The organism is Streptomyces sp. NPDC088097, from assembly GCF_044741845.1.
Taxonomy (GTDB): domain Bacteria; phylum Actinomycetota; class Actinomycetes; order Streptomycetales; family Streptomycetaceae; genus Streptomyces.
This window is the reverse complement of record NZ_JBIUTJ010000004.1, coordinates 582,122-597,204: the sequence shown is the minus strand read 5'-3', so window position 1 is coordinate 597,204 and position 15,083 is coordinate 582,122. Positions and strand designations below refer to the sequence as shown.

General features: G+C 73.1%; 14 protein-coding genes. 11 read left to right on the top strand and 3 right to left on the bottom strand.

Annotated features, from left to right (window positions below):
- Nucleotides 1-6 precede the first annotated feature (6 nt).
- The 3 genes from ACIOD1_RS16545 to ACIOD1_RS16535 all read left to right on the top strand — a co-directional run bounded on the left by ACIOD1_RS16545 (nucleotide 7) and on the right by ACIOD1_RS16535 (nucleotide 3,350).
- Nucleotides 7-828: an ABC transporter ATP-binding protein gene (locus ACIOD1_RS16545; protein ID WP_365616519.1), complete on the top strand. Its 822-nt coding sequence runs from the start codon at nucleotides 7-9 to the stop codon at nucleotides 826-828.
- Nucleotides 825-1,922 (top strand): ABC transporter permease subunit, encoded by a 1,098-nt coding sequence (locus ACIOD1_RS16540; RefSeq protein WP_401902876.1) that lies wholly within the window; start codon nucleotides 825-827, stop codon nucleotides 1,920-1,922. Before ACIOD1_RS16545 ends, ACIOD1_RS16540 begins: the two co-directional genes overlap by 4 nt.
- Before the next feature lie 96 nt (nucleotides 1,923-2,018).
- A complete protein-coding gene (locus ACIOD1_RS16535) occupies nucleotides 2,019-3,350 on the top strand; it encodes an LLM class flavin-dependent oxidoreductase (protein WP_365616521.1) in 1,332 nt (443 codons plus the stop codon).
- Nucleotides 3,351-3,438: 88 nt separating this feature from the next.
- On the opposite strand, the gene ACIOD1_RS16530 is transcribed toward ACIOD1_RS16535, so the two are convergent.
- Nucleotides 3,439-4,359 (bottom strand): NADP-dependent oxidoreductase, encoded by a 921-nt coding sequence (locus ACIOD1_RS16530; RefSeq protein WP_401902873.1) that lies wholly within the window; start codon nucleotides 4,357-4,359, stop codon nucleotides 3,439-3,441.
- Between the two features lie 55 nt (nucleotides 4,360-4,414).
- Nucleotides 4,415-5,152 carry a DUF2470 domain-containing protein gene (locus ACIOD1_RS16525; RefSeq protein ID WP_401902871.1) on the bottom strand — a complete coding sequence of 246 codons (738 nt, stop codon included), beginning with the start codon at nucleotides 5,150-5,152 and terminating at the stop codon, nucleotides 4,415-4,417.
- Between the two features lie 246 nt (nucleotides 5,153-5,398).
- Here ACIOD1_RS16525 and ACIOD1_RS16520 point away from each other — a divergent pair, with 246 nt between their 5' ends.
- The 4 genes from ACIOD1_RS16520 (at nucleotide 5,399) to ACIOD1_RS16505 (ending at nucleotide 8,222) form a co-directional block, all read left to right on the top strand.
- Nucleotides 5,399-5,794, top strand: a complete 396-nt coding sequence (locus tag ACIOD1_RS16520; RefSeq protein WP_365616527.1) for a cell division protein SepF — start codon at nucleotides 5,399-5,401, stop codon at nucleotides 5,792-5,794.
- A gap of 177 nt (nucleotides 5,795-5,971) precedes the next feature.
- Nucleotides 5,972-7,237 carry an ATP-binding protein gene (locus ACIOD1_RS16515; protein ID WP_401903080.1) on the top strand — a complete coding sequence of 422 codons (1,266 nt, stop codon included), beginning with the start codon at nucleotides 5,972-5,974 and terminating at the stop codon, nucleotides 7,235-7,237.
- The gene (locus ACIOD1_RS16510) at nucleotides 7,234-7,614 is read left to right on the top strand and encodes a nucleotide pyrophosphohydrolase (protein WP_365616531.1); all 381 of its coding nucleotides are present in this window, start codon (nucleotides 7,234-7,236) and stop codon (nucleotides 7,612-7,614) included. Before ACIOD1_RS16515 ends, ACIOD1_RS16510 begins: the two co-directional genes overlap by 4 nt.
- A gap of 122 nt (nucleotides 7,615-7,736) precedes the next feature.
- Nucleotides 7,737-8,222, top strand: a complete 486-nt coding sequence (locus ACIOD1_RS16505) for a DUF6099 family protein (protein ID WP_365616533.1) — start codon at nucleotides 7,737-7,739, stop codon at nucleotides 8,220-8,222.
- A 222-nt stretch (nucleotides 8,223-8,444) separates the two neighbouring features.
- Here ACIOD1_RS16505 and ACIOD1_RS16500 read toward each other — a convergent pair whose 3' ends face one another.
- Nucleotides 8,445-8,603, bottom strand: a complete 159-nt coding sequence (locus ACIOD1_RS16500) for a hypothetical protein (RefSeq protein ID WP_401902867.1) — start codon at nucleotides 8,601-8,603, stop codon at nucleotides 8,445-8,447.
- 298 nt (nucleotides 8,604-8,901) lie between these two features.
- On the opposite strand from ACIOD1_RS16500, the gene ACIOD1_RS16495 reads away from it, so the two are divergent.
- Genes ACIOD1_RS16495 through ACIOD1_RS16480 form a run of 4 tightly spaced genes read left to right on the top strand, consistent with a single transcriptional unit; the run spans nucleotide 8,902 to nucleotide 14,904 of the window.
- Nucleotides 8,902-9,843 carry an LLM class F420-dependent oxidoreductase gene (locus ACIOD1_RS16495; RefSeq protein WP_365616535.1) on the top strand — a complete coding sequence of 314 codons (942 nt, stop codon included), beginning with the start codon at nucleotides 8,902-8,904 and terminating at the stop codon, nucleotides 9,841-9,843.
- A complete protein-coding gene (mmuM, locus tag ACIOD1_RS16490; RefSeq protein WP_401902865.1) occupies nucleotides 9,840-10,751 on the top strand; it encodes a homocysteine S-methyltransferase in 912 nt (303 codons plus the stop codon). The genes ACIOD1_RS16495 and mmuM overlap by 4 nt, the downstream gene beginning before the upstream one ends.
- A 5-nt stretch (nucleotides 10,752-10,756) precedes the next feature.
- The gene (locus ACIOD1_RS16485; protein ID WP_401902863.1) at nucleotides 10,757-12,340 is read left to right on the top strand and encodes a 3' terminal RNA ribose 2'-O-methyltransferase Hen1; all 1,584 of its coding nucleotides are present in this window, start codon (nucleotides 10,757-10,759) and stop codon (nucleotides 12,338-12,340) included.
- Entirely contained in the window at nucleotides 12,337-14,904 is a 2,568-nt protein-coding gene (locus ACIOD1_RS16480; RefSeq protein WP_401902860.1) for a polynucleotide kinase-phosphatase, read from the top strand. The genes ACIOD1_RS16485 and ACIOD1_RS16480 overlap by 4 nt, the downstream gene beginning before the upstream one ends.
- Nucleotides 14,905-15,083 lie beyond the last annotated feature (179 nt).

Genomic DNA, 15,083 nt, shown 5'->3' with positions numbered 1-15,083 from the left:
GTCGTCATGGCGAAGATCGTGTTCGAGTCGGTCACCAAGACCTTCCCGACGAAGGACAAGAAGCGGAAGACCGAGTTCACCGCCCTCGACGGAATCGACCTGGAGATCGGCGAAGGCGAGTTCCTGGTCGTCGTGGGCCCCAGCGGCTGCGGCAAGTCCACCCTCCTGGACCTCCTCGGCGGGCTCACCCGCCCCACCTCCGGCCGGATCCTGCTCGACGGCAGCCCGGTCACCGGGCCCGGCCTGGACCGGGGCATCGTCTTCCAGCAGTACGCCCTGCTGCCGTGGCGCACCGCGCTCGGCAACGTCGCCTTCGGGCTGGAGGCCACCGGCGTACCCCGTAGACAACGCGAGGCGAAGGCGCGCGAGTTCCTGGACCTGGTCGGCCTCACCGGATTCGAGGACCGCCACCCGCACGAACTCTCCGGAGGCATGCGCCAGCGCGTCGCCATCGCCCGCTCGCTGGCCTACGACCCTGACGTCCTGCTGATGGACGAGCCGTTCGCCGCGCTCGACGCGCAGACCCGCGAGTCCCTCCAGGACGAGCTGCGCCGCATCTGGCAGCGCACCGGCAAGACGGTTGTGTTCATCACGCACGGCATTGAGGAGGCGGTCTACCTCGGGCAGAAGGTGGCCGTCATCACCTCCCGCCCCGGCCGCGTCAAGGAGGTGGTCCCGGTCTCCTTCGGCGACCGCGCCGGCGGCGCCACGGGGGAGGACCTGCGCTCCAGCCCGGAGTTCGCCCGCTACCGCCACGAGATCTGGACCCTGCTGCACGACGAGGTGGCCAGGGCCCAGCGACTGGAGAAGGAAGAGGCCGCCGCATGAGCGCCACCGACACGCCTGCCCTGCCCCTGACCGAGCCCGGTCGCCCCGCCGCCGAGGCGACCGCCGACGCGACCGCCGACGCGGCCGTGCGGGACCCGGCCCGGGCCCCGGCCCCGGCGGGCGAGGGCGAGGTACCCCGGCCCGATGGTGCGCGGTCCGGTAGGGAAGGGCCCGCTGCGGAGCCCGCCGCCACGGACCGCCCCGCCACGGACCGCCCCGCCACGGGCCGCCCCGCTCCGGGCCGCCCCGCCACGGACCAACCCGGCACCGAGCCCGCCGCCCGCGCCGTCGGCAAGGCCCCGGTCGCCGTCCTGCGCCCGGCCCGGGCGGTCGGCCGGTGGCTGAGCTCCGCCCTGCTGCGCTCGGCCGCCATCATCGTCCTGCTGCTCATCTGGGAGGCCGCGCCCCGGCTCGGGCTGGTCGACGCCACCTTCCTGCCGCCGTTCAGCGAGGTGGCCCGGGCCTGGTGGGAGCTGCTGGGCGACGGTCAGCTCGGGGAGCACACCCGGGCCAGCCTCACCCGTTCCTTCGGCGGTTTCGCGATAGCCGTCGCCGTCGCCGTCCCGCTCGGCCTGTTGATCGGCTGGTACCGCCCCGTCGCGGCCTTCCTCGGCCCGCTGCTGGAGCTGTTCCGCAACACGGCGGCCCTCGCCCTGCTCCCGGTGTTCGTCCTGCTGCTCGGCATCGGCGAGACCTCGAAGGTGTCGATCGTCGTCTACGCCTGCGTCTGGCCGATCCTGCTCAACACCATCAGCGCCGTCGGCAACGCCGACCCCACCCTGGTCCGCCTGGCCCGCTCGATGGACCTCTCCACCCCGAAGCTCTTCCAGAAGGTGATCCTGCCCTCCGCGGTCCCGGCCGTCTTCACCGGCATCCGACTGGCGGGCGCCGTCTCGATCCTGGTCCTCGTGGCCGCCGAGATGATCGGGGCGAAGGCGGGACTCGGCTACCTGATCAACGCCTCCCAGTTCAACTTCGCCATTCCCCAGATGTACGCGGGCATCGTGACGATCTCCGTCATCGGGGTCGCCTTCAACCAGGTCCTGGTCGCCATCGAGCGCCGCCTCAGCCTCTGGCGCGTACCGACGTCCTGACCCCCACCCCCACTCCGGGCCCCGTCCGCCCCGCCCGAACCGCCCGCCACCACACCGCGGAGCGCCCCGCCGCGCCCGCCGACACAGGGACCAACCATGTCCGCACCCCGCACCCTCCACCTGAACGCGTTCCTGATGAACGCCGGCCACCACGACGCCGCCTGGCGCCACCCCGACAGCAGCCCCGAGCGCGTCACGGACGTGGCGTACTTCCAGGAGCTGGCCCGTACCGCCGAGCGCGGACGGCTCGACTCCATCTTCTTCGCCGACGGCCTCGCCCTCTGGGGCAAGGCCCGCTACAACGCCCTCGGCGGCTTCGAACCGCTCACCCTGCTCTCGGCCATCGCCGCCGTCACCACGCACGTGGGACTCATCGCGACCGTCTCCACCACCTTCAACGAGCCCTTCCACACCGCCCGCAAGTTCGCCTCGCTCGACCACATCAGCAACGGCCGCGCCGGTTGGAACATCGTCACCTCCGGCACCGTGGACGAGGCCCGCAACTTCAACCAGGAGGAGCACCTGGAGCACGGCCTGCGCTACGACCGCGCCCGCGAGTTCCTGGACGTGGCCACCAAGCTCTGGGACAGCTGGGAGGACGACGCGATCGTCCTCGACCGGGAGGCGGGCATCTACGCCGACACGGACAAACTGCACCCCGCCGCCCACCGGGGCGAGTACTTCGGTGTCGCGGGCCCGCTCAACGTGCCCCGTTCGCCCCAGGGCCACCCCCTGCTCGTCCAGGCGGGCTCCTCCGAGGACGGCAAGGAGTTCGCGGCGCAGTACGCCGAGGCCGTCTTCACGGCGCAACAGACCCTGGCCGACGGCCAGACCTTCTACAAGGACCTCAAGTCCCGCCTGGCGAAGTACGGTCGCTCCGAGGACGAGCTGCTCGTCCTGCCCGGCATCGCCCCCGTGATCGGCTCCACGGAAGCCGAGGCCAAGGCCTTGGAGCAGCAACTCACCGACCTCCAGGTGCCCGAGTACGGTCTCGCCCAGCTGTCCGGAATGCTCGGCGTGGACCTCGGCGGAGCGGACCTGGACGGGCCGCTGCCCGCCCTCCCCGAGGAGCGGGACATCAACGGCAACAAGAGCCGTTTCACCCTGGTCGCCGAACTGGCCCGGCGTGACGGCCTCACCCTGCGGCAGCTGATCGCCCGCCTCGGCGCCGGTCGGGGGCACCGGGTCTTCGCCGGCACGCCCGAGCAGATCGCCGACCAGCTGGAGGAGTGGTTCACCCGGGGCGCCGCCGACGGGTTCAACATCATGGCGCCCGTGCTGCCGACCGGCCTCACGGACTTCGTGGACCACGTCGTGCCGATCCTCCAGCAGCGCGGGCTCTTCCGTACCGAGTACACCGGGGCCACCCTGCGCGAGAACTACGGCCTGGCGCGGCCCGCCAACCGCCACACGGCCCGGTCCGCCTGACCGGCCCGGATCCGAACCGAGCGGCCCGCCGGAGCAATGCGCTCCGGCGGGCCGCTCGGCCGCGCGGGCCGACGTACGCGGGTGGTCGTCAGACCGTGAGGACGATCTTGCCCCGGGTCCGGCCCGCCGCGCTCAGCTCCCAGGCCTTGGCGGCCTCGGCGAGCGGGACCGCGTGCTCCACGTTGACGGTGAGCCGGCCCGAATCGGCCAGCTCGGCGAGGAAGGTCAGGTCCGCGGTGTCCGGGCGCACCCACAGCTGGTGCGCGCCCTGGGCGGCGGCGGTGTAGTCGGCGATGGAGGCGACCCGCTCCTTGTCCTTGACCAGTGACTGGAGGGTCGCGATGACGTCGTCCCCGTAGAAGTCGAGGGCCGCGTCGACCCCCTGGGGCGCCAGCTCGCGGACCCGCTCGGCCAGGCCCTCGCCGTACAGGACGGGCTCGGCTCCGAGGGAACGGAGGTAGTCGTGGTTGCGCGCCCCGGCCGTGCCGATGACGCGCAGGCCGAGGGCGACGGCGATCTGCGTGCCGAAGGAGCCCGTGCCGCCGGCCGCCGAGTGGATCAGGACGGTCTCACCGGCCTTGAGGCCGACGCGGGTGAGGGACTGGTAGGCCGTGAGCCCGGCGAGGGGAAGGCCGGCGGCCTGCTCGAAGGTGAGCTCGCGGGGCTTGCGGGCGAGGGTGCGCACCGGGGCGCTGACCAGCTCGGCGTAGGTGCCCAGCTCGACCCATTCCTTGCGCACGTACCCGTAGACCTCGTCGCCCACGGCGTGGTCGAAGGTGTCCGGTCCGACCGCCTCCACGACGCCGGCGACGTCCCAACCCGGTATGACGGGGTAGCGGACTTCGAGGATCGGGTCGAGGTACCCGGCGGCGAGCTTCCAGTCCACCGGGTTGACCCCGGCGGCCTTGACGCGGATCAGGACCTCGCCCGGCCCCACCTTGGGCTCCGGGACGTCAACGAGTCGCAGCTGATCGGTGGTGCCGTACGCGCTGTACGTGATGGCCTTCATGATCGGCGCCAACCGGGCGGTCCGCGGAGCTATTCCCTCCGGCCTGGACGTTCCCTCAGGCGGGCAGCGTGTTGTGGTGCGAGCGCCGGCGGGCCGCGCTGAGCAGGGCCTGGATCTGCGCACCCGACTGCTCCACGTCGTCCAGCGGGGAGGGAAAGGGCAGCCGGACGTCGCGGTGGCCGCGTCGTTCCTCCAGGCGCAGGGTGAGCCCGTAGCGGTCCAGGGCCAGCGGCAGCGCGCGCAGGACGGAGCCCGAGGGCAGCGGGCGGACCAGGCGCAGGAGCAGGGTGACCAGTTCGGGGTGGTCGTCCAGGAGGTGGGTGAGCATGCCCGCCTCGTACGGGGCCAGCGGGTCGGGCCAGGCCTCGTCCAGCTTCTCCAGCCCGATGTACGAGGTCCCCTCCGCGGTCTCCAGGACGGCCTGGCCGTACTCCGCGCAGGTGGTGGCCCGGGGGTCGGCGCTCTCGTCGGCGTAGGGCGTCAGGAGCCGGCCGACGACGGTGACGCGGGCGCGCACCCGGTCCCGTACGGGGGTCGGGGCGATGTCGGTGAACTCCAGCCGGATGGCCGGCCGCTCGGTGCCGAGGACGGCGGGGGAGTGCCCGGCGGCGGGGTCCGCCGGATGCAGGTGCAACCGGCCGAGGACGTCGCTGCCGTCGAGGTGACGGACCTCGTGACGGACGCCGTCGAGCACCACCGTCATGGAGTGGGCGGCGGCCAGCACGGACCGGACGCGCTCGGCTTCGGTGGGCCGGTCGGCGGGCGTTGCGGCAGGGTCACCGAGCAGGCGCATGCGGATCTCTCCCTCTCCAGAGTGACTTAGGTATGCCTAACCTAACCTATGGCTCCGGTCGTCGAATACCCCCCTTCTCGGCCCGTCCGGCGTCTCGGCGATCCGTTCGGATCCGGGAAGCCGGCAACCCGGCGCGGACGCTCGCCCCGGCGGCGCCCGCACCTGCCCCGTGTCGGTGTTGGGCTGAACGGGTGAAACACGAGAGGATGGGGGGATGCACATGAAGCGCACGGCCGAGGCGGCCCGGTGAGCAGGTACGACGTCACGGACGAACAGTGGGAGGGGCTCGCGCAGGTGGTACCCCTGCGCAGTCGCAACGAATGGCCCTCCCGGGTGGACCACCGCACGATTCCCACGGCCCCCGGGGCCACGGCGGCGGAACAGCGGCGCTTCGTGGTGATCCGGGTCCAGATCTTCGCCGACGCGCGGGAGGTGGCGGAGTACCTGATCGCGCAGATCCCGGTGCTGCTCGACCTCACGGGCGCCGACAGCGAAGTGGCCAAGAGGATCCTCGACTTCAGCAGCGGCGTGGTCTTCGGCCTGGGCAGTGGGATGCACCGGGTCGACCGGAACGTCTTCCTGCTGGCGCCCGTCGGGACCGAGGTCGAGGGGATCGCGGCCGCCGCCGTCCCCCGATCGTAGGAAGGTGGCCGTGACGGAACGGTTCGCCGGGCCCCTCGGTGGCCCGACGGACCGTACCGTCCGGCCATGGACCTCACCCTGGACGCGGCCGGACCGGCCGCCGTCGACTTCCCGGACGCGGAACGCGGTCACGGCCGGCCCGACGGATCGCCGATGCCCCCACCTACGCCCATGCCCATGCCTGCGTCTACGTCTACGTCTGCCGCCGTATTCGCGCCCGCGTTCGCGTTACCCGGACAGGCCGCCGGACCGGCGGGCGGGGCGGTGGACGCGGGCGGCTCCGCGCTCCTGCGGCCCACCGTCACCGAGTTGCGGCTGTCCGCCTACGGGAGGCACCGGTCGGCGACGTTCGAGCTCGGGCCCGTCACCCTGTTCACCGGGCCCGCCGGCAGCGGCAAGTCCCAGGTGCTGGAGGCCTACGGGGCCCTCGCGCGGCTCTGCTCCGGAGCCACCCTGGCCGAGGCCTTCGCGGACCCCGCCGGGCGGGTGCCCGAACGGGCTCTCCCCGACGCCGAGGGACGGCGCGGATTCCGGATCGGCTGTACGGTCGACGGCCCCGCCGGGCCGGTCCTCCTCGAACTCGCCGTCCAGGCCGAGCCCGAGCTGCGCGTGGTCGGCGAACGGCTTTCCCAGGACGGGCAGATCCTCCTCAGTACCGCCCTGCGCGACCCCCGCCGGCGCTCCGTCCAGGCCGGCTGGCTCACCGGCGGCTCGGTCGGCGTGACCCGGGCCCCGCTGCCGGACGACCGGCTCGGCACCGCCCTGCTGCCGCTGCGCGTCGCCGGAGCCACCGAGGGGCAACGGCGCGTCCTGGCCGCCGTCGAACAGGTGATCGTCGCCCTGCGCGCGACCTACCCCTGCGATCCTCGCCCGGAGCGGATGCGGGAGCCCGTCCCGACCGGCGCCGGACGGCTGCGGACCGACTGCGGCAACCTCGCCGACGTGCTGCGCCGGACCCGCCACGAGTGCGGGACCCGCCACGCGCTGCTCACCGCCGCCGCGCGCACCGCGTGCCCCGGGCCGGTCGTCGCGCTGGACGTGCGGGGCGCGGACGGCGGCGACCCCGACGTGGACCCCTCCGACCCGGGTTCCGCGTTCGTCACCGCCGTCCTGGACCGGGGCCCGGGCCGGCCCGCGACCACGTTCGGGCGGCTCGGGTCGGGCGAGCTCCGCTTCCTCGCGCTGTCCCTCGTCCTGCTCACGGGGCCCGGGGTGCTGGCCGTGGACCCCGCCGCCGAACTGCTCTCCGCCCGGCAGGCGCTGACCGTCCTCGCCGACGAACTCGACCGGAGCATGGACGGGCGCCAGCGGGCCGAACTGCTGCGGCTGGCCGGGCTGTCCGGTGGTCGGGGCCACATCCGACTGGTCGCGGCGGTGGGCGAGGAGACCGCGGGAACCGTGCGGGGAATCCCCGGCGTCTCGGTGGTAGACCTGTCACCATGAGCGATGCGCAGGATCACCACCCGCACGGAGAACGGCTGTACCAACTCCAGCGCCGGCTGGCCGACTTCGCGGCCGCCCGGGGTTGGGCCCCGTACCACACGCCCAAGAACCTGGCCGTGGCCCTGAGCGTCGAGGCGTCCGAACTGGTCGAAATCTTTCAATGGCTGACACCGGAGCAGTCGGCGGCGGTGATGGAAGAGCCCGCGACCGCTCATCGGGTGGCCGACGAGGTGGCCGACGTCCTGGCGTATCTGCTGCAGTTCAGTGAGGTTCTCGGGGTGGATGTGCTGGATGCGCTCGCCGCCAAGATCGAGAGGAACGAACTCCGCTTCCCCGTGACCGGTACACCGGCGGAAGATCGTCACTCTTCGGAGTGATGGCGTCATCCACAACCATGTTTGTGTCCACAGATTTCCGAATACCCCTGGCTTTACTGGCTCCTTGCCTTCACTCTGGGTAGTGAAGAACGGCGGGATGTCGTGCGGACGGGGGACGGCATATGGATGCGGTACGGCTCATCGCGGCCGGCCGGCACGCGCTGGCACAGAGCGGAGCGGCGTGGGACATCGTGGGGGAGGCCTGGCAGGCCCAGGCCCTCGCACAGGGGATAGGGAGCTGGCTGGCGGTCACCGGGCCGCGAGAGCTGAGAGCGGAGGCGCGGGGGCTGGGCGAAGCGGGAGGCAGGGGCTGCGGGGTCATCGACCGGGCGGCCCTGCGCGGTGAGGGCAGCAGACCCGAACAGCCGCCGAGGGCGGCGCAACTGACGGTGGTGGCCGATGTCCGGCCGGCTCTCCTGGGGCTCCAGGCGCTGCTGGGCGAGGTCGGCATAGCCCTCGTCGGAGTGGCCTGCGCGACGGACGAAGAGGGCCTCTACTGGCAGTGCATAGAGTCCATCGACGCGGCCGACGAATCGAGCGACCGGGTCCGGGCCCTGCTGCGCCGGATGACCGTCAGCGAACGGGGGTCGGCCTCGGGCGTGATGTGAGCCCGACGGCACGCGGCTGGGGCGTGCCATACGGCGGTCCCGTCCGGCCCTGTCCGGGGTGGGCCGGGGCGCGGGCACGGGACGGCTCGGGAGTAACGCCCGGGAGCGTGACGTGCGGGAGTGTGATGTGCGGGAGTAGGGCCCCGTCGCGTGCGACGGGACCCGGCTCGGTCGGAGGATCCGGCTCGGTCGGAGGGACCCGTCGCGAGAGCGCCGGCTTCCTTACGTGAGCCCGGCCGGGGCCACCGGTGTGGCGGGGGGCATGCGGTCCGCCACGAGCTGGAGGTCGGCATCGAGCTGGGAGAGGTCGGCGTTCAGTGCCTCCAGCAGCTCTTCCATCTGCTGCAGCAGGCCCTTCGGCGCGTCAGCCTGGGCGGGCACCGCGGAATCCCGTGGTGCGCCCTCGTGTGCTGCCTGCGCGGTCACTCCGGTCGGTCCGGTCTGTCGGGGGGTTTCCGGCACGGCCTCGTGGGACATTGCGGCCTCCTCGGCCCTGGCCCTCCCGGTCGGGAAGGGGGCGGTGGACGCACCGACGAGGGACCGCCGGCGCGCGGCCGGGCGGTCCGGCTCCGTCCGAGCCAACGATCTCCCTCCCCGCCGGTCACTGGCGGGCCACGGGGTGGACCGTCGGGTTGACGGAGATTCACCCGGCAGGGGCGGGGAGGGCAGGATGGGAGCCATGGATCTTCGCATTTTCACCGAGCCCCAGCAGGGTGCCGACTACGACACCCTCCTGACCGTCGCCAAGGCCACCGAGGACCTGGGCTTCGACGCGTTCTTCCGGTCCGACCACTACCTGCGCATGGGATCCGCCGACGGGCTGCCCGGTCCCACCGACGCCTGGATCACCCTCGCGGGCCTGGCGCGCGAGACCCGGCGGATCCGACTGGGCACGCTGATGACGGCCGGTACCTTCCGGCTGCCCGGCGTCCTCGCGATCCAGGTCGCCCAGGTGGACCGGATGTCGGGCGGCCGTGTCGAACTCGGCCTGGGCGCGGGCTGGTTCGAGGAGGAGCACACGGCGTACGGGATCCCCTTCCCGGCGGAGCGGATGGCACGGCTGGAGGAACAGCTCGCCATCGTCACCGGCCTGTGGGCCACCGCGCCCGGCGCCACCTTCGACTACCGGGGCAGCCACTACCAGGTGGAGAACTCACCGGCGCTCCCGAAGCCGCTCCAGGCCAAGGTGCCCGTCCTCGTGGGCGGCCACGGCGCGAAGCGCACGCCGCGCCTCGCCGCCCGCTACGCCGACGAGTTCAACATGCCGTTCGCCTCGATCGCCGACAGCGAGCGGCAGTTCGGTCGGGTCCGCGCCGCCGCCGAGGAGGCGGGCCGCAAGGCCGACGACCTCGTCTACTCCAACGCCCTCGTGGTGTGCGTGGGCAAGGACGACGCCGAGGTGGCACGCCGGGCCGCCGTCATCGGCCGCGAGGTCGACGAACTCAAGGCCAACGGCCTCGCCGGGTCCCCGGACGAGGTCGTGGAGAAGATCGGCACCTACGCGGCCATCGGCTCCTCCCGGGTCTACCTCCAGCTCCTCGACCTCGACGACCTCGACCACCTGGAACTGATCTCCTCCCGGGTGCTGTCCCAGCTCGGACAGGCGACGCCGGCGTCATGAGCCGAGCGACCGGCCCGCTCGCCGAGGCCTTGGCGGCCGGGCCCGTACTCCTGGACGGCGGACTGAGCAATCAGCTCGCCGACCAGGGGTGCGACCTGTCCGGAGGGCTGTGGACGGGCCGGGTGCTCGCCGAGCGGCCCGAGGAGGTGGAGGCCGCGCACACCGCCTACGTCCGGGCCGGCGCCGAGGTGCTGATCACCGCCACCTACCAGCTCGGCCACGACCCCGGGCTGCTGGAACGCGGCGTCCGGGTGGCCGACCGGGCGGCCCGGGCCGCCGACCGTCCGGTCTGGGTGGCCGCCTCGGTGGGCCCGTACGGAGCGGTCCTCGCCGACGGCTCCGAGTACCGGGGGCGGTACGGGCTGAGCGTGGCGCGGCTGACCGCCTTCCACCGGCCCCGCGTCGAGGCGCTCCGGGCGGCCGGGCCGGACGTGCTCGCCCTGGAGACGGTCCCCGATACCGACGAGGCCGAGGCCCTGCTGCGCGCCCTCGCCGGTACGGGGGCCCGCGCCTGGCTGAGCTACACCGTCGAGGCCGGCCGCACCCGGGCCGGCCAACCCCTGCCCGAGGCCTTCGCCCTGGCGGCCGCCGCCCCCGAGGTTATCGCGGTCGGCGTCAACTGCTGCGATCCGGCGCAGGTGCTGCCCGCTCTGGAGGCGGCGGCCTCCGTCACCGACAAGCCCCTGCTCGCCTACCCGAACGACGGCTCCGTCTGGGAGGCCGGCGCCGGCAGGTGGCACGCCCCCCGTACCCCCGCCCCGTGGCCCGTCGCCGCCTGGCGGTCGGCCGGCGCCCGGCTGATCGGAGGCTGCTGCCGCATCGGGCCGTCCGAGATCGACGGCCTGGGCAGGCGGCTGCGGACCGGTCGGAAAAGCAGTGGGACGCCGGACGGTCCCGACCCATACTGAAACGCATGTTCCTGAAGATCGGCACGACCGGCACCTTCGAGAATCCGGCCACCGACCTGGGCTTTCTGCTGCACAAGCACCCCGGGAAGGCGCAGGAGTTCTCCACCTCCCACGGCACCGCCCACGTGTTCTACCCGGAGGCCACGGCCGAACGGTGCACGGCGGCCCTGCTGCTGGAGGTGGACCCCGTCGCGCTCGTGCGCCGGGGTCAGGGCAAGGGCCGGGGCGGAGCCCCCGACGCCGCTCTCGCGCAATACGTCAACGACCGCCCGTACGCGGCCTCCTCCCTGCTCGCCGTCGCGCTCAGCGGGGTCTTCCGCAGCGCCCTCGCCGGCCAGTGCACCGCCCGGCCCGAACTGCCCGGTCGGGCGCGCCCGCTGCGGATCGAGATCCCGGTGCTCCCCGCCCGGGGCGGCCCCGACCTGGTGCGCCGCCTGTTCGCGCCGCTGGGCTGGGACTCCGTGGAGATCGAGCCCGTCGCGCTGGACGAGAGCTTCCCCGAATGGGGCGACAGCCGGTACGTACGGCTCGTCCTGGAAGGGGAGCTGCGGCTCGCCGACGCCCTGCGCCAGCTGTACGTGCTGCTGCCCGTGCTGGACGACGCCAAGCACTACTGGATCGCCGCCGACGAGGTGGACAAGCTGCTGCGCGCCGGCGAGGGCTGGCTCGCCGCGCACCCCGAACACGCGCTGATCGCCGCCCGCTACCTGGCCCGCCACAAGAAGCTCACCCAGAACGCCATGGAGCGCTTGGAGCTGGCCCGCCTCGCCGAGGCCGACGGGAGCGAGGTGGAGGAGCTGGACAACGCCGTGGACGACTCCCAGGACACCGAGGAGCGGCCCGTACCGCTCGCCGTGCGGCGGCGCGAGGCCATCGTCGCCGCGCTGCGCGCCGCCGGCGCGACCAGGGTCCTCGACCTGGGCTGCGGCCAGGGCCAGCTGGTCCAGGCACTGCTGAAGGACGTCGCGTTCACGGAGGTCGTCGGTGTCGACGTGTCGATGCGGGCCCTGGCCACGGCGGCCAGGCGGCTGCGGATCGAGCACATGGGGGAGCGGCAGAGCGCCCGGGTGCGCCTGTTCCAGGGTTCCCTCGCGTACACCGACAAGCGGCTCGTCGGCTACGACGCCGCCGTGCTGAGCGAGGTCGTCGAGCACCTGGACCTGCCGAGGCTGCCCGCGCTGGAGTACGCCGTCTTCGGATCGGCCCGCCCCCGCACGGTCCTCGTGACCACGCCGAACGTCGAGTACAACGTCCGCTGGGAGTCCCTGCCCGCCGGGCACGTCCGCCACCGCGACCACCGCTTCGAGTGGACCCGCGAGGAGTTCCGCGCCTGGTCCGGCCGGGTCGCCGGACGTTACGGCTACACCGTCGCCCACGTACCCGTGGGTGAGGACGACCCCGAGGTCGGACCGCCGACCCAGATGGCCGTCTTCACCCGCGCCGCCGAAACCGCGACGGCCGCCGACACCGCAACGGTCGCCGACACCGAAACGGCCAACGCCACCGGAACGGCCACCGGCTCCGCGCCGAGGGCCGGCTCCGCGCCGCACACCGACGACGAGACCCCGAAGGAGGTCGAGGCGGCATGACCGTCACCGAGAACCCCCGCGCCACCGCCCCCCGCGTCCTGTCCGTCACCGACCTCTCCCTCGTCGTCCTGATCGGAGCCACCGGATCGGGCAAGTCCACCTTCGCCCGCAAGCACTTCAAGACCACCGAGATCCTGTCCTCCGACTACTGCCGGGGGCTGGTGGCCGACGACGAGAACGACCAGAGCGCGAGCAAGGACGCCTTCGAGGTCCTCCACTACATCGCGGGCAAGCGGCTCGCCGCCGGCCGGCTGACCGTCGTGGACGCCACCAGCGTCCAGCCGGAGTCGCGGCGCGCGCTCGTCCGACTGGCCCGCGAGTACGACGTACTGCCCATCGCGATCGTCCTCGACATGCCCGAGGCGGTCTGCGCCGAGCGCAACGCCACCCGCCCCGACCGGGCCGGCCTGCCGCGCCGGGTCATCCAGCGCCACCGCAGCGAGCTGCGGCGCTCCCTGCGCGGGCTGGAGCGCGAGGGCTTCCGCAAGGTGCACGTCCTGCGCACGGTGGAGGAGGCCGACACCGCCGAAGTGGTGCTGGAGAAGAGGTTCAACGATCTCACCCACCTCACCGGCCCCTTCGACATCATCGGTGACATCCACGGCTGCGCCTCCGAGTTGGAGACCCTGCTCGCCAAGCTCGGCTACGAGGACGGCGCCCACCCGGCCGGTCGCACCGCCGTCTTCGTCGGCGACCTCGTCGACCGGGGCCCCGACAGCCCCGGCGTGCTGCGCCGCGTCATGGGCATGGTCAAGTCCGGCACTGCCCTGTGCGTGCCCGGGAACCACGAGAACAAGCTCGGCCGTTACCTCAAGGGGTCAAAGGTCCAGCAGACCCACGGGCTCGCCGAGACGGTCGAACAGCTCGGCCACGAGTCCGAGGAGTTCGTGAAGGAGGTCAGGGAGTTCATCGCCGGCCTGGTCAGCCACTACGTCCTCGACGGCGGCCGGCTGGTGGTCTGTCACGCCGGGCTGCCCGAGAAGTACCACGGCCGCACCTCCGGTCGGGTCCGCTCGCACGCCCTCTACGGGGAGACCACCGGCGAGACCGACGAGTTCGGCCTGCCCGTGCGCTACCCGTGGGCCGAGGACTACCGGGGCAAGGCCGTCGTCGTCTACGGTCACACCCCGGTCCCCGACACCACCTGGATCAACAACACCATCTGCCTGGACACCGGCGCCGTCTTCGGCGGCCGGATGACCGCCCTGCGCTGGCCCGAGCGCGAACTGATCGACGTCCCGGCCGAGAAGGTCTGGTACGAGCCGGTCAAACCGCTCGCCGCCGAGGCGCCCGGAGGCCACGAGGGCCGCCCGCTGGACCTCGCGGACGTGCACGGGCGCCGGGTCGTGGAGACCCGTCACCTGGGCAACGTCAACGTCCGCGAGGAGAACGCGGCCGCCGCCCTGGAGGTCATGAGCCGCTTCGCGGTGGACCCCCGGCTGGTGCCGTACCTCCCGCCGACCATGGCCCCGACCGCCACCTCCGGGGAGGAGGGCCACCTGGAGCACCCGGCCGAAGCCTTCGCCCAGTACCGAGCCGACGGCGTCGAGCGCGTGGTGTGCGAGGAGAAGCACATGGGATCGCGCGCCACCGTCCTGCTCTGCCGGGACGCCGACGCGGCCCGCGAGCGGTTCGGGGTGGACACCGGGGTGACCGGCTCCCTCTACACCCGCACCGGGCGCCCCTTCTTCCAGGACCCGCAGCTCACCGAGGAGTTCCTGGCCCGGCTGCGCGCGGCCGTGGACGGAGCGGGCCTGTGGGAGGAGTTGCGGACGGACTGGCTGCTCCTCGACGGGGAACTGCTGCCCTGGTCGCTCAAGTCCACCGGCCTGCTGCGCCATCAGTACGCCGCCGTGGGCGCGGCCTCCCGAGCCGTCTTCCCCGAGGCCCTCGCCGCCTTGGAGGCGGCCGGAGCCCGGGGCGTGGACACCGGCGCCCTGCTGGAGCGCCAGCGCGGCCGGGCCGTCGACGCCGCCGCCTTCACCGAGGCGTACCGGCGTTACTGCTGGACCACCGACGGGCTGGACGGCGTACGGTTCGCACCCTTCCAGTTGCTCGCGGCGCGCGGTCGCTCACTGGCCGCCGTACCGCACGACGGGCAACTGGCCTGGCTGGACCGGCTCGCCGACGCCGACGAGCGGGCCGCCGCCCCGCTGCTGCGCCGCACCGGCCGGATCCTCGTGGACACCTCCGACGAGGCCTCGGTCGAGGCCGGCACCGACTGGTGGTCGGCGCTGACGGCCGCCGGCGGCGAGGGCATGGTCGTCAAGCCTCTGGAGGCGTACGCCCGGGACGGCAAGGGGCGTCTGGTCCAGCCGGGGGTGAAGGTGCGCGGGCGCGAGTACCTGCGGATCATCTACGGTCCGGAGTACACGCGTCCGGACCACCTGGAGAAGCTGCGCCAGAGGTTCCTCGGGCACAAGCGCTCCCTCGCGCTGCGCGAGTACGCGCTCGGGCTGGAGGCCTTGGACCGGCTGGCGGAGGGCGAGCCGCTGTGGCGCGTCCACGAACCGGTGTTCGCGGTGCTCGCCCTGGAGTCGGAGCCGGTCGACCCCCGGCTGTGAGCGCGGGGCCGCGACAGCACGCGGCGTAAAGCGGCAGCCCCCGTACGGCCGGGAATTAGGTCGTATGGGGGAACTTTCGCCGTGAACGCCGGGGAAACCGGCGGCGGGATCGTTCATCCAGGGAATGCGGAGTGTCCGCGAATCTGGAAGGACGGAACGTCACCTATGAAGATGACCGC